Origin of the sequence: Stenotrophomonas sp. Ps181 (assembly GCF_025697425.1) — a bacterium.
Classification (GTDB): domain Bacteria; phylum Pseudomonadota; class Gammaproteobacteria; order Xanthomonadales; family Xanthomonadaceae; genus Stenotrophomonas; species Stenotrophomonas sepilia.
On the sequence record NZ_JAHWBI010000009.1, the window covers coordinates 33,932 to 51,618 of the forward strand.

15 protein-coding genes are annotated in these 17,687 nt (G+C 67.2%); 10 read left to right on the top strand and 5 right to left on the bottom strand.

The features are described from left to right. Positions 1-113: 113 nt before the first annotated feature. The 3 genes from KXV01_RS18195 to KXV01_RS18205 form a co-directional block, all read right to left on the bottom strand. A complete protein-coding gene (locus tag KXV01_RS18195) occupies positions 114-2,144 on the bottom strand; it encodes an NADPH-dependent 2,4-dienoyl-CoA reductase (RefSeq protein WP_263467999.1) in 2,031 nt (676 codons plus the stop codon). Between the two features lie 134 nt (positions 2,145-2,278). Beyond that, positions 2,279-2,911, bottom strand: coding sequence for a membrane protein (locus tag KXV01_RS18200; protein WP_049416156.1), 633 nt, complete (start codon positions 2,909-2,911; stop codon positions 2,279-2,281). 199 nt (positions 2,912-3,110) lie between these two features. Continuing rightward, positions 3,111-4,130 (bottom strand): zinc-binding alcohol dehydrogenase family protein, encoded by a 1,020-nt coding sequence (locus tag KXV01_RS18205; RefSeq protein WP_263468000.1) that lies wholly within the window; start codon positions 4,128-4,130, stop codon positions 3,111-3,113. A gap of 357 nt (positions 4,131-4,487) precedes the next feature. On the opposite strand from KXV01_RS18205, the gene KXV01_RS18210 reads away from it, so the two are divergent. The 4 genes from KXV01_RS18210 to KXV01_RS18225 all read left to right on the top strand — a co-directional run bounded on the left by KXV01_RS18210 (position 4,488) and on the right by KXV01_RS18225 (position 7,552). Continuing rightward, positions 4,488-5,579 (top strand): OmpA family protein, encoded by a 1,092-nt coding sequence (locus KXV01_RS18210; RefSeq protein ID WP_049416163.1) that lies wholly within the window; start codon positions 4,488-4,490, stop codon positions 5,577-5,579. A 219-nt stretch (positions 5,580-5,798) separates the two neighbouring features. Further along, complete coding sequence (locus KXV01_RS18215; protein ID WP_005408235.1) at positions 5,799-6,305, top strand: hypothetical protein; 507 nt, start codon at positions 5,799-5,801, stop codon at positions 6,303-6,305. 20 nt (positions 6,306-6,325) lie between these two features. Beyond that, positions 6,326-7,132 (top strand): pseudouridine synthase, encoded by an 807-nt coding sequence (locus KXV01_RS18220; protein ID WP_199170644.1) that lies wholly within the window; start codon positions 6,326-6,328, stop codon positions 7,130-7,132. Positions 7,133-7,216: 84 nt separating this feature from the next. Next, positions 7,217-7,552 (top strand): hypothetical protein, encoded by a 336-nt coding sequence (locus tag KXV01_RS18225; RefSeq protein ID WP_049438378.1) that lies wholly within the window; start codon positions 7,217-7,219, stop codon positions 7,550-7,552. Between the two features lie 126 nt (positions 7,553-7,678). On the opposite strand, the gene kbl is transcribed toward KXV01_RS18225, so the two are convergent. Continuing rightward, entirely contained in the window at positions 7,679-8,887 is a 1,209-nt protein-coding gene (gene kbl, locus KXV01_RS18230; protein ID WP_005415440.1) for a glycine C-acetyltransferase, read from the bottom strand. A 204-nt stretch (positions 8,888-9,091) separates the two neighbouring features. Here kbl and KXV01_RS18235 point away from each other — a divergent pair, with 204 nt between their 5' ends. Then, a complete protein-coding gene (locus KXV01_RS18235; protein WP_049416821.1) occupies positions 9,092-9,787 on the top strand; it encodes a TorF family putative porin in 696 nt (231 codons plus the stop codon). A gap of 186 nt (positions 9,788-9,973) precedes the next feature. Here the strand turns inward: KXV01_RS18235 and tdh are convergent, their stop codons facing one another. Next, entirely contained in the window at positions 9,974-10,996 is a 1,023-nt protein-coding gene (gene tdh / locus KXV01_RS18240; RefSeq protein ID WP_005415442.1) for an L-threonine 3-dehydrogenase, read from the bottom strand. Positions 10,997-11,395: 399 nt separating this feature from the next. On the opposite strand from tdh, the gene KXV01_RS18245 reads away from it, so the two are divergent. The 5 genes from KXV01_RS18245 (at position 11,396) to KXV01_RS18265 (ending at position 17,657) form a co-directional block, all read left to right on the top strand. Next, positions 11,396-13,558 (top strand): S46 family peptidase, encoded by a 2,163-nt coding sequence (locus tag KXV01_RS18245; RefSeq protein WP_049414292.1) that lies wholly within the window; start codon positions 11,396-11,398, stop codon positions 13,556-13,558. A 191-nt stretch (positions 13,559-13,749) separates the two neighbouring features. Further along, positions 13,750-14,394, top strand: coding sequence for a histidine phosphatase family protein (locus tag KXV01_RS18250; protein ID WP_005415444.1), 645 nt, complete (start codon positions 13,750-13,752; stop codon positions 14,392-14,394). A gap of 41 nt (positions 14,395-14,435) precedes the next feature. After that, positions 14,436-15,707 (top strand): bifunctional tetrahydrofolate synthase/dihydrofolate synthase, encoded by a 1,272-nt coding sequence (folC, locus tag KXV01_RS18255; RefSeq protein WP_100477634.1) that lies wholly within the window; start codon positions 14,436-14,438, stop codon positions 15,705-15,707. Between the two features lie 80 nt (positions 15,708-15,787). Beyond that, complete coding sequence (locus tag KXV01_RS18260; protein WP_049414288.1) at positions 15,788-16,831, top strand: SPOR domain-containing protein; 1,044 nt, start codon at positions 15,788-15,790, stop codon at positions 16,829-16,831. Positions 16,832-16,877: 46 nt separating this feature from the next. Further along, positions 16,878-17,657 (top strand): CvpA family protein, encoded by a 780-nt coding sequence (locus KXV01_RS18265; RefSeq protein WP_049440279.1) that lies wholly within the window; start codon positions 16,878-16,880, stop codon positions 17,655-17,657. Positions 17,658-17,687: the final 30 nt, after the last annotated feature.

Genomic DNA, 17,687 nt, shown 5'->3' on the forward strand with positions numbered 1-17,687 from the left:
AAGATGGCGCAAGGTAGGGGGGCATAGCCGAACGCATCGTGAACCGCTCGGCTTGACATTCAGGTTCGACCGGGGTGACGGAAATCACATTCCGTCCCCCATTCAGGCGGTCATCAGAGCGCGGCGGCGACCCGGCTGCCCTGGTCGATGGCGCGTTTCGCATCCAGTTCGGCGGCCACGTCGGCACCACCGATCAGCTGCGCGTTGATGCCGGCCGCCTGCAGTTCGGCCTGCAGCGTGCGGTTCGGTTCCTGCCCGGCGCAGATCACCACATGGTCGACCGGCAGCAGCTGTTCGCTGCCGTCCACGCGGATGCGCAGGCCCTCGTCGTCCACCCCGAGGTACTCGACGCCACCGAGCATGCGCACGCCCTTGGCCTTCAGCGTGGCGCGATGGATCCAGCCGGTGGTCTTGCCCAGCCGCGCGCCCGGCTTGCCCGGGCTGCGCTGCAGCAGCCACAGGCGCCGCGGTGACGGCTCGACCTCGGGCCGGCCCAGCGAGCCGCGTGCCTCGAAGCTGGCGTCCACGCCCCATTCGGCCATCCAGCGCTGCGGATCCAGCGAGGGGGATTCACCGGCGTGGCTGAGGAATTCGCCGACATCGAAGCCGATACCGCCGGCGCCGATGATCGCCGCATTGGCGCCCACTTCGACCCGTCCCAGCAGCACGTCCAGATAGCTCACCACCTTGGCGTGATCGGCACCGGGGAAATCGACCTTGCGCGGGGTGATGCCGGTGGCCAGCACCACCTCGTCGAAGCCAGCCAGTTGGGAAGCGTCGGCGCGGGTACCCAGGCACAGCTGTACGCCGGTCTCCTGCAGCGCGTGGCGGAAGTAGCGCAGGGTCTCGTGGAACTCTTCCTTGCCGGGGATGCGCTTGGCCACGTTGAACTGGCCGCCGATCTCATCATTGGCATCGAACAGGGTGACCTGGTGGCCACGCTGGGCAGCGACAGTGGCACAGGCCAGGCCGGCGGGGCCGGCACCGACCACCGCAACCTTCTTCGGCGCAGCGGTGGGACGATAGACCAGCTCGGTCTCGTGGGCGGCGCGCGGATTGACCAGGCAGCTGGCCAGCTTGTTCTCGAACACATGGTCCAGGCAGGCCTGGTTGCAGGCGATGCAGGTGTTGATCGCCTCCGCGCGGCCGGCACGGGCCTTGTTCGGCCACTGCGGGTCGGCCAGCAGCGGGCGTGCCAGCGACACCATGTCGGCGCCGCCACCGGCCAGGATGCGTTCGGCAACGTCGGGCATGTTGATGCGGTTGGTCGCCACCAGCGGAACCTTCACATGCGGCTTGAGCTTGGCGGTGACACCGGCAAAGGCCGCGCGCGGCACCGAGGTGGCGATGGTTGGAACGCGCGCTTCGTGCCAGCCGATGCCGGAATTGATGATCGTTGCGCCAGCCGCCTCGATCGCCTGCGCCTGTTGAACGATCTCGTCCCAGTCGCTGCCGTCGTCGACCAGATCCACCAGTGATAGGCGGTAGATGATGATGAAGTCCGGGCCGCAGGCCTCGCGGATGCGGCGCACGATCTCCACCGCGAAGCGCATGCGCTGGCGCGCGTCGCCACCCCAGGCATCGGTGCGCTTGTTGGTGCGCGGAGCGATGAACTCGTTGATGAGGTAGCCCTCCGAGCCCATCACTTCCACGCCGTCGTAGCCGGCCTCGCGGGCCAGCTTGGCGCTGCGAGCATAGTCGGCGATATGGCGCTCTACGCCGCTGGCCGACAATGCGCGCGGGGTGAACGGGTTGATCGGTGCCTTCAGCTTCGACGGTGCCACCGACAGCGGGTGGTAGGCATAGCGGCCGGCATGCAGCAGCTGCAGGCAGATCTTCGCGCCGTGCTGGTGCGCGGCGGCGGTGAGCTGGCGGTGCGGGCGCACTTCCCAGGGCCAGGACAGCTTGCCGCCGAATGGCTTCAGCCAACCGACCACATTGGGCGCGAAGCCGCCGGTGACGATCAGGCCGACGCCGCCCTCGGCGCGCTCGGCGAAGTAGGCCGCCAGCCGCGGGAAGTCGCGGGCGCGATCTTCCAGGCCGGTGTGCATCGAGCCCATCAATACGCGGTTGCGAAGCTGGGTGAAGCCCAGGTCCAGCGGGGCGAACAGGTGGGGATAGGCGCTTTCGTTGGCTGGCGACATGGTCGATACGCTTGCGTACGGAAGCGCGAAGCGTGCCGCGAAACGGCGGCCGGGGCAAGGGCCGCTTCTTTGCGAGGGCCGGCCGCTGTCTGGCGGTTTGGTAGTGCCGGCCGCTGGCCGGCATTCCGGTCAACTCAGGGCGATTGCGGTTGCCGGCCAGCGGCCGGCACAACCGGAGCGGGCCGACCGATCCCGAACCAGCCCAGCGTCATTCCGCACAGCGGACCGATCAGCAGGGCGAAGGCGAGGGTGCCGGGGCCGACATTGCCGCCCAGGCACCAGCCCAGCAGCAGGACGCTGCCTTCGATCAGGCTGCGCACCTTCCAGATCGGCCAGCCGGTACGGGCATGCAGGCCGGTCATCAGGCCATCGCGTGGCCCCGGGCCAAGGCGGGCACCGATGTACAGGCCGGTGGCCAGCGCCACCAGCAGCATGCCGGCACAGAACATCGCCAGCTGCCAGCCAAGGCCGACGGCCGGCGGCAGCAGCCACAGCCCGAACTGTGCGGAGGGCCCGATCAGCATCACGTTGAGCACGGTGCCGACGCCCGGTTTCTGCCGCAGCGGCCACCACAGCAGGAGCACCAATGCACCGATGGCATTGGTTGCCAGGCCGAATGACAGCGGCGTCTGCGCAGCGATGCCCTGCGACAGCACATCCCAGGGTGCCACGCCGATGGCGGCGCGGATCATCAGCGAGGCGCCGAAGCCGTACAGGAACAGGCCGGTGATCAATTGCAGCAGGCGCAAGGGCAGGGCGGTGGGCATGGCGGTCCGGGGGGGGGGGCGGAGATCTGTTTCCACCGTATCGCTGTTTCTGCATCATCCATAGATACAGATGCCGGCCAATCCGGCGCTACAGGCGGCGTCGATCCCGCATGCGGGCGGTTGTGCAGGGCCGAGCCCGTGCTCTGCCGGTGGCGGCAGGCACAGCAGCCGAGCGTGGGCTCGGCTCTACATCACCCCGTCAGTCGTCCCAGCCGACCAGCGCCAGCTTGCCTACCGTGCGCCCGCCGGCCAGGCGCTGCTGCGCGATGTCCAGGTTGGCCGCATTGATCGTGCCCAGCGTCTCCTTGAGCGTGCCACGCAACTGGCCGGCATCGATCATGCTGGCCGCACGGCTGAGGATGCGGTGCTGTTCGATGCAGTCGGCGGTGGCGAAGCGCGAACGCGCGAACATGAATTCCCAGTGGATGCCGATGCATTTGGCCTTGTAGGGATCGCCGATGCGCAGCGCACCCCGCGGCTCGACGATCAGGCCGACGTGGCCCTGCGGTGCCAGCAGCTGGCCCAGTTCATCCCAGTAGTGGTCGGTGTCGGCCAGATTGAGCGCGACCTGCACCGCATCGATGCCCAGCGCCTGCACCTGGGGCTGCAGTGGCTGCCGATGGTCGATCACATGCGTGGCCCCCATCTGTCGGCACCAGTCGATCGAGGCCTCGCGCGAGGCGGTGGCGATCACCTCGAAACCGGCATGGCGTGCGAGCTGGATCGCCATCGAGCCGACGCCGCCGGCGCCGCCGATCACCAGCAGGTGCTGGCCCACGTGGCGGCGGCCATCGAGCTGCAGCGGCATGCGCTGGAACAGCAGTTCCCAGGCTGTGAGGGTGGTCAGCGGCAGCGCGGCCGCTTCAGCGAAATCGAGCGTGGTCGGCTTGCGGGCGACCAAGCGCTCATCAACCCACTGGTACTGGGCGTTGCAGCCCGGTCGGGTAACGTCACCGGCGAAGTAGACCTCGTCACCGGAGGCGAACAGGCTGGCCTCGTCACCGATGGCTTCGACCACGCCGGCTGCGTCCCAGCCGAGCACCCGGGGCACCTCAAGGGTGGCCGGATCGGTGGCGGCGCGCTGCTTGCCATCGACGGGGTTGACCGATACCGCTTCGATCCGCACCAGCAGATCGCGGCCGCGAGGAGGCAGCGGCGGCGGCAGCAGGACATCACGCAGGGCGGGCGCGTATTCACGACTCAGGGCGACGGCTTTCATCACGGCTCCGGCTGGGTTCGTGATCCCATCATAAGGTTCCTCACGTTTCCTCAAACGCGCTGAACTGTGTGATGCAGCACGTTGCGCAATATGTCGCTTCTCGCTCCTAAACTCCGTCAAACCCTTGCAGCGTGTGGGTCTTGCGGATTTTCATCATCCTGTATAGGGTTTCAACGTCGGACCGGTGGACGGTCGGGCGCAACACTTCACATGTTACGGGACTGTTAACATGGCCTTCACCCGCCTGAGCATAATGTTCGCGGCGGTGGCGTGCTGAATCGGCTGTCGAACATCGACGCACTAGTGCTGGCCCATGCCTCTACCGGTTTCATACCCCCGAAATAGGAGCTGTACTCAATGAACAAGAAGATCCTTACTGCCGCGCTGCTGGGCGGCCTGGCTTTCGCCCAGGCAGCTTCGGCGCAGGAGTTCGATGACCGCTGGTACCTGACCGGTTCGGCCGGCTTCAACTTCCAGGACAGCGACCGTCTGACCAATGACGCTCCGTTCGTGACCCTGGGCCTGGGTAAGTTCATCAGCCCGAACTGGTCGCTGGACGGTGAGCTGAACTACCAGAACCCGAACTTCGACAGCAACCAGGACCTGAACTGGTCGCAGTACGGCGTCTCGCTGGACCTGCGTCGCCACTTCATCAAGGAAGGCCGCGGCTGGAACCCGTACATCGTCGGTGGCCTGGGCTACCAGAAGTCGGAAGAAGAGTACGCTGCGCTCGACAACAACGGCCCGCGCCAGCGTAAGGACGGCAATGTTGCCGCCAAGCTGGGCGTCGGCCTGCAGACCACCTTCGAGAAGCGTGTTGCTGTCCGCGCCGAAGTGGCCTACCGCGCTGACTTCGACGACCAGAGCATCGCCGCACGTGACGAGAGCTGGTTCGGCGACGTGCTGGCTTCGGTCGGCGTCGTGATCCCGCTGGGCCCGGCTCCGGTCGCGGCTGCTCCGGCTCCGGCTCCGGTTGCCCCGAGCTGCGCCGACCTGGACGACGACGGTGACGGCGTCAACAACTGCGACGACAAGTGCCCGAACTCGCAGCCGGGTCAGACCATCGGTCCGGACGGTTGCCCGGTTCCGGTCTCCATCGACCTGAAGGGCGTCAACTTCGACTTCGACAAGTCGAACCTGCGTCCGGACGCCGTGGCGATCCTGAGCGAAGCCACCGAGATCCTGAAGCGTTACCCGGATCTGCGCGTTGAAGTTGCCGGTCACACCGACTCGAAGGGTACCGACGCTTACAACCAGAAGCTGTCGGAGCGTCGTGCTACCGCCGTGTACAACTACCTGACCAAGAACGGCGTTGACGCCGGTCGCCTGGTCGGCCCGATCGGCTACGGCGAGAGCCGTCCGATTGCTCCGAACACCAACCCGGATGGTTCGGACAACCCGGAAGGTCGCGCCAAGAACCGTCGTACCGAGCTGAACGTCCAGAACTAAGTTCTGACGCTCTGCCCGTAGGACACAGCAGGACCCGGCTTCGGCCGGGTCTTGTTGTTTCTGCGGCCAGGAAGCTCGACTGTGACCCGGCAAGGAAACCGTTCGTCGGTCTTTTTATCCGTAAAACCAATAAGTTGTCGTATTCATTGAAAGTGGCGCTTGAAAGCTGGCGCGGCATTGCTAAACTCGCCGCGTCACTTCCTTCCGTGGATGCCCCTCATGCTGCGCTCTGCATCGGCCGCCGTCCTGGCGCTGGCCCTGGTTCCCGCCGCCCACGCTGCGGTCGATTGCTCGGTCAACACCAGCGCCTCGCCGCTGCCGTTGCCGGCCACGACCATCGCGCCAGTGGCCGACGAGCTGTACATCCGTGGCAACCAGCTGGGCATGCCGGCCGGTGTGCTGAGCAGCAACTACGATCCGTCGCAGTCGCTGGACCAGGTGCTGCAGCGCCTGCGCATCGACGGCTGCCAGAACATCGCCAAGGCCATTCCGAGCGCACCGGCGGTGAAGCCGAACGATCCGGCGGCCTACAAGCCGCAGACCGAATTCGACAACACGCCCTGGCGCTTCGACATGAGCCAGAACGGCAAGCGCATGACCGCCGAAGAGTTCGACGCCTGGATGAAGGCGCGCGGCGTTCGCGTGGTCAAGGCGCGTCCGGCTCCGGCCGCCACTCCGGCCCCGGCCGAAGCACCGGCTGAGACCAAGCCGGTCGACAAGAAGTAAGCGCCGCGGGGAGCAGAGGCTTGCGCACGCGCCGCCCACCTGCCGCCCCCGCCGCCCGCTCCCGCGCATCGCGTGGGTGTGCGACTCCGAATGTCTCCAGTGGCGTGCGCCATGGCCTGGCGCGGGTGCTGTCCAAGGCGGGTGTGTGCTCGCGCAGCGAGGCCGCGCGCTGGATTGCCGAGGGCCGCGTGCGCGTGTCCGGCCGCATCGTCCGTGATCCCGAATTCCCGATTGGACAGCCTGTGCCACCGATCGAAGTCGATGGCCGGCCGATGGATGCGCCGCAGCGCCTGTACCTGATGCTCAACAAGCCGCGCGGGGTGGTGACCACGGCGCAGGACGAGCGTGGTCGCGACACCGTGTATCGCTGCTTCGACGGTGCCGGCCTGCCGTGGATCGCGCCGGTCGGGCGCCTGGACAAGGCCAGCGAAGGCTTGCTGTTGTTCAGCAATGATCCCCAGTGGGCGGCGCACCTGACCGATCCGGAGACCGGCCCGCAGAAGACCTATCACGTGCAGGTGGATCGTCTGCCCGATGACGCCACCCTGGCGGCACTGCAGACCGGGGTGGAGGATGAGGGGGATTTCCTCGCCGCCCGTGCCGTGCGCGTACTGCGCAGTGGCGACAAGACCGCATGGCTGGAGGTGGTCCTCGACGAGGGCCGCAACCGCCATATCCGCCGCCTGTTGGCGGCCTTCGACCTGCAGGTGCTGCGCCTGGTCCGGGTCGCGATCGGTGGGCTGCTGCTCGGCGATCTCGGCAAGGGCCAGTGGCGGGTTCTGCAGGTCAGCGACCAGCAGCGGCTGGGGGCCGCTGCACCGGGCTGATCATCGCCCGTGGCCGGCAGTTGCCGGCCGCCGTTCCAGGCGTAGGGGGCGCCTGGCTGTCGACATTCCCGAACGGAGCCTGCCATGTACCACCCGACCCTCAATCAAACCCTGCGCTGTGCAGGCCTGCTGCTGCCGATGGTGCTGCTGACCGCCTGCGGCGGCCACAAGAAGGTGGCCAAGGCGGAAACGCCTGCCGAGACCCCGGTGGTGGAAGTGAAGACCCCGGAGCTGGATGGTCGCGGCAGTTACCGCTTCCTGATGAGCGACGGCGACAAGAAGATGACCGCCGATGAGTTCGATGCCTGGATGAAGGCCAACGGTATCCGCGTAGCCAAGGGCAATGGCCAGGATGCCGCCGCCAAGCCGGTGGTGGTGGCCAGCAAGGACGAGCCGAAGGGCAAGAAGAAAAAGAAGTGACGCCAGTGGGTGCCGACCTTGGTCGGCACGCCATCAGGCTGCGGTAGGTGCCGACCTTGGTCGGCACGCTCTGACCGGGTGGGGCAGAGCCCTTTCCTGCGGAAAGGGATCCGACCCCGGCCATGATCAGCCCTTGACCACGCCCAGTTCGACACCGATGCGGGTGAAGGCGTCGATCGCCCGGTCCAGGTGCTCGCGGCTGTGCGCAGCGCTGATCTGGGTACGGATGCGGGCCTGGCCCTTGGGCACCACCGGGAAGAAGAAGCCGATCGCGTAGATGCCTTCCTCGAGCAGGCGCTCGGCGAACTTCTGCGCCAACGGTGCGTCATACAGCATCACCGGGCTGATCGGATGCACGCCCGGCTTCACGTCGAAACCGGCGGCGGTCATCTTCTCGCGGAAGTAGGCGGTGTTCTCGGCCAGGGTGCTGCGCAGGTCGTCAGCGGCAGCCAGCATTTCGAATGCCTTGATGCCGGCGGCCACCACGTGCGGCGGCAGCGAGTTGGAGAACAGGTACGGGCGTGAGCGCTGGCGCAGCAGTTCGATCACTTCGGCGCTGGCGCAGGTGAAGCCGCCCAGTGCGCCACCCATGGCCTTGCCCAGAGTGCCGGTGATGATGTCGATCTTCTCCAGCACGCCCTTGACCTCGGCCGAGCCGCGGCCGGTGGCACCGAGGAAGCCGGTGGCGTGGCATTCATCGATGTGCACCAGGGCGTTGTACTTCTTTGCCAGCGCGGTGATCTCGTCCAGCGGCGCGATGAAGCCGTCCATCGAGAACACGCCGTCGGTGGTGATCAGCTTGGTCTTGCAGCCTGCGGCATCGGCGGCCTGCAGCTGGGCTTCCAGATCGGCCATGTCACAGTTGGCGTAGCGGAAGCGCTTGGCCTTGCACAGACGCACGCCGTCGATGATCGAAGCATGGTTCAGTGCATCGGAAATGATCGCGTCGTTCTCGCCAAGCAGCGGCTCGAACAGGCCGCCGTTGGCATCGAAGCAGGCCGCGTACAGGATGGTGTCCTGCTTGCCGAAGAAGTCGGCGATCTGCTTTTCCAGCTGCTTGTGCAGGTCCTGCGTGCCGCAGATGAAGCGCACCGAGGCCATGCCGAAGCCGTGGGTATCGAGTGCGTCCTTGGCGGCCTGGATCAGGTCCGGATGGTCGGCCAGTCCCAGGTAGTTGTTGGCACAGAAATTCAGCACCTTGCGGCCGTCGTCGAGGGTGATCTCGGCCGACTGCGGGCTGGTGATGATCCGCTCGGACTTGAACAGGCCCTGGGCGCGGATGGCGTCCAGTTCCTCGGCATAGTGGCGGGTCAGGGCGGAAGAGGCGTCGGTCATGGCGTGGGCACGGCTCTGAACGGGAAACCGCCGATTCTACCGGGCATCGCCGCTTGCCAACCGGCGCGGCCGGGGCATCGCCACGGCCGGCACATGTTGCATCGCAATAGCAAACTGGTTAAGAATTCGTGAACCGGAGCTGTCCGTTCCGGCCGATACGCCCGCCCTCGGCCTTCCACGCCACCGCCCCCACCGGAGACGCTCATGAAGCACGCCCGTGCCTGCCTCGCCATTGTCGCTGCCTTGACCCTGGCTGCCCCGTTCGCCGCCAGTGCCCAGGAAAACGAATCGCCGTACAGCTGGAACGTCACCGCCGTTTCCGATTACCTGTTCCGTGGTGTGTCGCAGACCGACGAAAAGCCGACCCTGCAGGCCGGTTTCACCTACACCTCGCCGGTCGGCTTGTATGCCGGTGTCTGGGGTTCGGGCGTCGACTTCGGTCCGGGCGACCCGAGCACCGAGGTCGACTACCAGATCGGCTACGGCGTCGACGTCACGCCCCGCGTCAATTTCGACGCGCTGCTGAACCGCTACACCTACCTCGGTGCCAGCGAGCTGAACTACAACGAGCTGATCACCACCACCACGCTGGATGAGACCTACAAGCTGACGGTGGCCTACACCAACGATGTCTGGAACAGCAGCACCGATGGCTGGTACTTCGGCCTGGGCGGCAGCTGGGGCCTGCCGAAGGACTTCACCCTGAATGCCAACGTCGGCCGCAGCACCTTCGAGGACGGCATCGCCAAGGACTACACCGACTGGAACGTCGGCGTCGAACGCCAGTTCGGCCTGTTCAACGTCGGCCTGGGCTACTACGGTACCGACGGCAATGGCCGTGACAACTCGGGCAAGCTGGCACACAGCCGGGTGCTGCTGACCGTGGCCGTGGGCAAGTAACGCCGCAGGCGTTACGGGTAGTGCCGGCCGCTGGCCGGCAACACCAAAGAAAAAGGCGCCCATAGGGCGCCTTTTTCAATTCCGCAGCGTTCTTGATCCCATCTGGGGAAGAGCCCCCTTGTTGTTCAAGGGGGCGCGCCAAAGGCGCGGGGATAAGGAAACATGCGGGGGAATTGACCCTTCGGGTCAATTCCAGCTGAGCACGACCTTGCCGGCCTTGCCTTCTTCCATCAGGTCGAACCCCTTCTGGAAGTCGTCGATCGGCAGCTGGTGGGTCATCACCTTGCCGAGCGGGAAGCCGGACAGCACCAGCTGGGTCATCTTGTACCAGGTCTCGTACATCTTGCGACCGTAGATGCCCTGCACGGTCAGGCCCTTGAAGATGATCTTGTCCCAGTCGCAGCCTGCACCCTTGGGCATGATGCCCAGCATGGCGATCTTGCCACCGTGGTACATGCAGTCGAGCATGTCGTTGAACGCACGCGGGTTGCCGCTCATTTCCAGGCCCACATCGAAGCCCTCCATGTGCAGTTCCTTCATCACGTCCTTCAGCGACTGGTTGGCGACGTTGACCACGCGGGTGGCGCCCATGTCGGCGGCCAGCTTCAGGCGGAAGTCGTTGACGTCGGTCACCACCACGTTGCGCGCACCGATGTGCTTGCAGATGCCGGCAGCGATGATGCCGATCGGGCCCGCGCCGGTGATCAGCACGTCCTCACCGATCACGTCGAATTCCAGTGCGCAGTGCGCAGCGTTGCCGTACGGGTCGAAGAACGCGGCCAGCTCCGACGGGATCTGGTCCGGGATCGGCCACAGGTTGCTGGCCGGCATCACCATGTATTCGGCGAAGGCACCATTGACGTTGACGCCGATGCCGACGGTGTTCGGGCACAGGTGCGGGCGGCCGCCACGGCAGTTGCGGCAGTGGCCGCAGACGATGTGGCCTTCGGCCGAGACGCGCTGGCCGATCTCGTAGCCGGTCACGCCCGGGCCGATCTCGGCAATGCGGCCGACGAATTCATGGCCGATGGTCAGGCCCGGCTTGATCGTGCGCTGGCTCCACTCGTCCCACAGGTAGATGTGCAGGTCGGTACCGCAGATCGCGGTCTTCTCGAGCTTGATCAACACTTGGTTGGGGCCCGGAGTCGGCACCGGAACCTCTTCCATCCAGATGCCCTTGGCTGCTTCGCGCTTGACCAGGGCCTTCATCGTTTGCTGCGCCATCGGGGTGGAACTCATCAGGGGGAAAGCGCGGATTATAGGGTGCCGGGCGGAATTCCCATGTTGCGCTGCGGGTGCTTTGGCGGAACGAAAGGCGTGCGCCGGCGGGCGTTTCGAACGTGCCGCAAACAGCAGCGCCTCCTTGATTCCGGGGGAGGGCGCGTGGTCACCCTGGCCGGGACACGCAAAAGCCCATCCATGGTGCTCGATGGCGCCATCCATGGCGCCAACGGTCCCGGCCAGGGTGACCACGCCCCCTCTGGACGATTCCATGTGCGCGGCCGACGTGCGCGTGGCAGAGCAAGAAGCAGGCCCATGACTTCCGGGGTTCGGGCCGGGGCAGGGCGGCGGGCTACAATCGAGGGTTCCACTACCAGGGGCTGCTCCATGCGCTCGAACCTGCTTGCATTCTCCATCGTCGCCAGCCTCGGGCTGGCCCAGGTCGCCCATGCCGCTGAAGGCATGTGGGTGCCGCAGCAGCTGCCGGAAATCGCCGGCCCGCTGCAGAAGGCCGGCCTGAAGCTGTCCCCGCAGCAGCTGTCCAACCTGACCGGCGACCCGATGGGCGCGGTCGTCGCCCTCGGCGGCTGCACCGCCAGCTTCGTCTCGCCGCAGGGTCTGGTGGTCACCAACCACCATTGCGCGTATGGCGCCATCCAGCTGAATTCGACCGCGCAGAAGAACCTGATCAAGGACGGCTTCAACGCGCCGACCCTGAAGGACGAACTGAGCGCCGGCCCGAACGCCCGCGTGTTCGTGCTCGACCAGATCACCGACGTCACCGCCCAGGCCAAGGCCGCCATCGCCGCCGCCGGCAATGACCCGTTGGCCCGCAGCCGCGCGCTGGACGCCTTCGACAAGGCCCAGGTTGCCGCCTGTGAGGCCGATGCCGGTTTCCGCTGCCGCCTGTACAGCTTCTCCGGCGGCAACACCTATCGCCTGTTCCGCAACATGGAAATCAAGGACGTGCGCCTGGTCTACGCGCCCCCGGGCAGCGTCGGCAAGTTCGGCGGCGACGTCGACAACTGGATGTGGCCGCGCCACACCGGCGATTTCTCGTTCTACCGCGCCTACGTCGGCAAGGACGGCAAGCCGGCCGCCTTCGCCGCCGACAACGTGCCGTACCAGCCCAAGCACTTCCTGAAGTTCGCCGACCAGCCGCTGGGCGCCGACGACTTCGTGATGGTGGCCGGCTACCCGGGCCGCACCAACCGCTACGCGCTGGCCGGTGAGTTCAACGAAACCGCCAGCTTCACCTACCCGACCATCGCCAAGCACTACAACGCCGTGCTGAAGATGATCGCCGACGCCGGCAAGGCCGACGCCGACGTCAAGGTGAAGTACGCCGCCACCGCCGCCAGCATGAACAACGTGGCCAAGAACTACCTGGGCCAGCTGGAAGGCTTCAAGCGCATCGACGCCGCCGGCCAGAAACAGGCTGAAGAGGCCGCCGTGCTGGCGTGGCTGAAGAAGCAGGGCGCGGCCGGCAAGCCGGCGCTGGCCGCACACGCACAGCTGCTCAAGCATCTGGATACCAGCAAGTCGACCCGCGAACGCGACCTGTTCGTCGGCCAGTTCAACAACACCTCGGCCGTTGGCGCGGCGATCACCCTGTACCGCCTGTCGATCGAGCGCAGCAAGCCGGATGCCGAACGCGAAGCCGGTTACCAGGAGCGCGACCTGACCACCATTGAAGGTGGCCTGAAGCAGATGGACCGCCGCTATGTGGCGAAGATGGACCAGCAGCTGCAGGCCTACTGGCTGGAGCAGTACGTGGCCCTGCCGGCCGCGCAGCGCGACAATGAAGTGCTGAACAAGTGGCTGGCCGGCAGCGATGCCAACGCAGTCAAGGCGCTGGTGGGCAAGCTGTCGGGCACCGAGCTCGGCAGCCTGGACGCACGCCTGAAATGGTTCAAGGCCGACCGTGCCGCATTTGAAGCCAGCAGCGATCCGGCCATCCAGTACGCCGTGGCTGTCATGCCGGCACTGCTGAAGCAGGAAGAGCAGAAGAAGATCCGCGAAGGCGAATCGCTGACCGCGCGTCCGCTGTACCTGCAGGCCGTGGCCGACTACAAGAAGAGCCAGGGCGAGTTCGTCTACCCGGACGCCAACCTGTCGCTGCGCATCACCTTCGGCAACGTCATGGGCTACGGCAAGGACGGCGTGAAGTACACCCCGTTCACCACCCTGGAAGGCGTGGCAGCGAAGGAAACCGGTGAAGATCCGTTCGACTCGCCGAAGGCGCTGCTCGATGCGGTCAAGGCCAAGCGCTACGGCGGCCTGGAAGACAAGCGCATTGGTTCGGTGCCGGTGAACTTCCTGTCCAACCTGGACATCACCGGCGGCAACTCGGGTTCGCCGGTGCTGGACGCCAACGGCAGGCTGGTCGGCCTGGCCTTCGATGGCAACTGGGAATCGGTCAGCTCCAACTGGGTGTTCGACCCGGTGATGACCCGCATGATCGCCGTCGACAGCCGCTACATGCAGTGGATCATGCAGGAAGTGGCGCCGGCGCCGCAGCTGCTGAAGGAACTGAACCTGGCAAAGTGAGGTAGTGCCGGCCGCTGGCCGGCAACCTCGACCAGATAGCCGGAGACCCCGAAACCCCGCGACCCACGTCGCGGGGTTTTTTGCTGCCCGCACCGACCCGGCGCGCCGAACAGGTATCATCCGTGTTCCGCGCACTTCACAGGATGTGAACGAAACGCGGGAACCTCCTCCCCCCAGGACCCCTTGCACGCATGCGCATCCTGCTTGCCCGCCACGGTGAAACGCCGTGGAACGCCGAAGGCCGCTATCAGGGCCAGATCGACATCCCGCTTTCGCCGATCGGCGAAGCCCAGGCCCAGGCACTGGGTGCGCGCCTGGCCTCGGTCGACATCACCCGTGCCGTCGCCTCGCCGCTGTCGCGCGCGCAGCGCACCGCGCAGCTGGCGCTTGGCGCCGCCCGTGCCGACATGCTGCTGACCGAGCCGGAACTGCAGGAGATCGCCCACGGCGAATGGGAAGGGCTGCTGGCCAGCGAGATCCATGAGAAGGATCCGTCGCGCCTGCAGGCCTGGCGCGAGGAGCCCGATACCGTGCTGATGCCCGGCGGCGAATCACTGCGCCTGGTGCTGGAGCGCAGCTGGCGTGGCCTGGCCCGCGCCACCGACGGCCTCGGCGAGCACGACACCCTGCTGGTGGTCGCCCATGACGCGGTGAACCGCGTGATCCTGTGCAAGGTGCTGGGCCTGCCGATCTCCCGCCTGTGGACCTTCCGCCAGGCACCGACCACGCTCAACCTGCTCGAAGGCGCCGACCTTGACAGCCTGGAAGTGGTGCGCCTGAACGACTGCGCCCACCACACGCCGTTCTTCGGCGAAGCCAAGCACCGCGCACTCTGATCGATCCCCTCGCACCAACTGCTTCTGCTGGAACCGCTGCCGTGACGAACACCCCGACCACCCTGGCCGACTGGCTGGACTACATTGAACGCCAGCACCCGGCGAGCATCGACATGGGCCTGGAGCGCGTGCGCGCCGTGGCCACGGCGATGGGCCTGGGGGCGCCGGCCAAGCGCACCATCGTGGTCGGTGGCACCAACGGCAAGGGCTCCACCGTGGCCTTCATCGAAGCCATTGCACGCGCCGCCGGCTGGAAGGTCGGCGCGTACACCTCGCCGCACCTGCTTCGCTACAACGAGCGCGTGCGCATCGGCGGCCAGGACGTGGACGATGCCGCGCTGGTCGCTGCGTTCAGTGCGGTCGAGGCCGCGCGTGGCGAGACCACGCTGACCTATTTCGAGTACGGCACGCTGGCTGCGCTGCAGCTGTTCGCCGACGCCGGGCTGGACCTGGCAGTGCTGGAAGTGGGCCTGGGCGGCCGCCTGGATGCGGTCAACATCGTCGACGCCGACGTGGCGGTGATCACCACCGTGGACATCGACCACGCCGAGTGGCTGGGCGAGGACCGCGAGGCGATCGGCACCGAGAAGGCCGGCATCATCCGCGGCTGGAAGCCGGTGATCCTGGGCGAGACCGACCCGCCCTCGAGCGTGCTCGCGCGTGCCTACCTGGTCGGTGCCAACGCGATCCGCGGCGGCAGCGATTACTTCTACGAGCCGATCGACGCCCAACGCTGGCGCTGGCGCGATGTCGGCCTGCGCATGGAACTGCCGACCCCGGCGCTGGCCGGCCCGATCCAGCTGGCCAACGCCGGTGCGGCCATCGCCGCGCTGCGCGCGCTGGACAAGCCGGTGCCGCGCGCGGCGTGGGCCGCCGGTATCGCGGCGGCGCGCATTCCGGGCCGCCTGCAGGCGTTCGAGCGTGGCGGTGTGCAGATCCGCGTCGATGTCGGGCACAACCCGCAGGCGGCGGGGCAGCTGGCGCGCGCGCTGAAGGCCGAGGCGTCGGCCGGGCGCACCTTGGCGGTGTATGCCGCATTGCAGGACAAGGACGCGGTGGGTGTGGTGCAGGCATTGCAGGGCGTGGTTGCCGAATGGACCCTTGCCGGCCTGGACGGCCCGCGTGGCCAGAGTGCCGCCCAGTTGCAGGCGCGCCTGGCCGAGACCGCTGCTGGCGGCGCGCAGCTGGCCGCTTCGGTCGAACAGGCGCTGGCGCAGGTACTGGCCCGGGCCGAGCGCGGTGACCGCGTACTGGTATTTGGCTCCTTCCATACCGCTGCCGCCGCATTGCAGTGGTTGCAGGGCAGCGCCTGAGCCACGTTCAGCCAATCCCGACGCCGTCCGGTCCGGCACCCGTATAATCGACCGCAACCTCCGGACAGTTGCCGCCTCACGTGGATACGCCTCTGAAACAGCGTCTGATTGGTGCCATCGTGCTGGTTGCACTGGCCGTGATTTTCCTGCCGATGCTGGTCAAGGGGCCTGCACCGGACAGCGGCGTGGCCTCGGTGCCGATCGCCGCGCCGGATGCACCGGCCGATGGCCAGTTCGAAACCCGTGAACTGCCGCTGGTGGCTCCGGCCGGTGGGGCTACCGGCCTGCAGACCGGGCAGGCCAAGCCGTTGCAGGAGGCCGCCACGCCGGCCACGCCGCCGACCGTGGACACGTCCCCGGCGGTTGCCGCCGGCAACTACGCCGTCACTTTCGGCGCATACGGCAGCAAGGCCGACGCCGATGCGGTGATCGCCTACCTGCAGCGCTCGCAGCTGCCGGGCTTCGCAGAAGCGACTACCATCAATGGCCGTCAGGCATGGCGTGTGCGCGTGGGGCCGTATGGCGACCGCGCACAGGCCGAGGCGGCCCGGCTGCAGGCGGTGAAGATCCGCGCCGATGTGAAGGCCGAAGTGATCACCCTGGATGCCGCAACGGGCAGCAGCGCCCCGGTGGCAGCTACCCCGGCACCGGCTACGCCGAGTGCCAGCACCCCGTCCGCAGCCACCTCGCCGTCCGCCAGCAGCAACCCGGTGCGCAGCGAAAGCCTGCCGCCGAGTACGCCGACTGCGACGGCCACTCCGGCGGCCAAGCCCGAGCCGCCGAAGCCGGCCCCGAAGCCCGAAACCCCGAAGCCCGAGCCGAAGCCGGAGGCCACCGCCAGCAAGCCGGCGACGGCGCCGACCACGCCGGCTGCACCGGCGGCCAGCGGCGTCGGCTTCGCCGTGCAGCTGGGCGCGTTCGGCCAAGCCAGCGATGCCAATGCGCTGCGTGACAAGGTCCGTGCTGCCGGCTTCAGCGCCTTCGTCGAGCAGGTGCGTACGGACAAGGGCACCCTGCATCGCGTCCGTGTCGGACCGGTCGCCAACCGGGCTGACGCCGAACAGCTGAAGGCGCAGGTCGCCGCCAAGGTTGGCGTCGCCGGCATGGTCCGACCGCACCCATGACCGACGCGCAGGCCCGTTGCCAGCGCCGCCGAAGGAGCGGGGCGCCATGATCGACGTGGTGCTGCTGATCGTGATCGCTGCCTCGACGCTGCTCGGGATGCTGCGTGGCTTCGTGGGAATCGTCATCGGCACGTTGTCGTGGCTGTTGGCCGCGTGGGCGGCCTTCGCCTTCGGCAACGATGCCGCGCGCTGGTGGGCGGCGCCCGCCGCACCTGGCGGCGAACATTTCGTCGGCGGCTACCTGGGCGTGGGCATTGGCGTGATGATCGTGGTCGCGGTGATCGGCATGGTCATCAAGGCGATGATCCACCGCAGCATGCTGACCAGCCTGGACCGGTTGCTGGGCGGTGTACTGGGGGCCGTGCGTGGTGGCCTGATCGCGGCGATCCTGGTGCTGCTGGCCGGCTTCACCCCGTTGACCGCCGAGCCCTCCTGGAAGCGCTCGGCGGTTCGCCCGGTGCTGAATCCGGCCGTGGCCTGGATGAACGGGAAGCTGCCGCGCTGGCAGGTCCCCGGCGCCGACATGCTGCCCAAGACCTTGCCGACCGACATGCTGTCCCCATCTGCATTGATGGAATTGGGGAAGAACGCAGGCGCCGGGTTGGGAAAGCCGGGCGCGGCAGGCGATAATGGCATCCTCAACCAGGTAGTGGCGGGCGGCGGATGGCTGCGGCCCGCGAAAGCGGAACAGGGCGATGCATACGATCCGGCCGAAGTGCGCCCGGACGCCCCAGCACTGCCGGACAGTATCGAGCCGGACGATCCGGCCAATGTCGACCGCAGGCGCGGCGACCACCGCGGCCAGGTACGGCCACCTTCCTTGTAACTGGGCACAGCCCAGCGGAGACCTCGCACC

What these genes read in the sequence shown, in the direction of transcription:
- kbl (WP_005415440.1), bottom strand. Translation starts at nt 8,887, where the DNA reads ATGACCGACGCCTCTTCCGCCCTGACCCGCCACTATGCCGAGGAACTG.
- KXV01_RS18210 (WP_049416163.1), top strand. Translation starts at nt 4,488, where the DNA reads ATGAACAAGAAGATCCTTACTGCCGCGCTGCTGGGCGGCCTGGCTTTC.
- KXV01_RS18235 (WP_049416821.1), top strand. Translation starts at nt 9,092, where the DNA reads ATGAAGCACGCCCGTGCCTGCCTCGCCATTGTCGCTGCCTTGACCCTG.
- KXV01_RS18215 (WP_005408235.1), top strand. Translation starts at nt 5,799, where the DNA reads ATGCTGCGCTCTGCATCGGCCGCCGTCCTGGCGCTGGCCCTGGTTCCC.
- KXV01_RS18225 (WP_049438378.1), top strand. Translation starts at nt 7,217, where the DNA reads ATGTACCACCCGACCCTCAATCAAACCCTGCGCTGTGCAGGCCTGCTG.
- KXV01_RS18200 (WP_049416156.1), bottom strand. Translation starts at nt 2,911, where the DNA reads ATGCCCACCGCCCTGCCCTTGCGCCTGCTGCAATTGATCACCGGCCTG.
- KXV01_RS18265 (WP_049440279.1), top strand. Translation starts at nt 16,878, where the DNA reads ATGATCGACGTGGTGCTGCTGATCGTGATCGCTGCCTCGACGCTGCTC.
- KXV01_RS18250 (WP_005415444.1), top strand. Translation starts at nt 13,750, where the DNA reads ATGCGCATCCTGCTTGCCCGCCACGGTGAAACGCCGTGGAACGCCGAA.
- KXV01_RS18195 (WP_263467999.1), bottom strand. Translation starts at nt 2,144, where the DNA reads ATGTCGCCAGCCAACGAAAGCGCCTATCCCCACCTGTTCGCCCCGCTG.
- KXV01_RS18245 (WP_049414292.1), top strand. Translation starts at nt 11,396, where the DNA reads ATGCGCTCGAACCTGCTTGCATTCTCCATCGTCGCCAGCCTCGGGCTG.
- tdh (WP_005415442.1), bottom strand. Translation starts at nt 10,996, where the DNA reads ATGAAGGCCCTGGTCAAGCGCGAAGCAGCCAAGGGCATCTGGATGGAA.
- KXV01_RS18205 (WP_263468000.1), bottom strand. Translation starts at nt 4,130, where the DNA reads ATGAAAGCCGTCGCCCTGAGTCGTGAATACGCGCCCGCCCTGCGTGAT.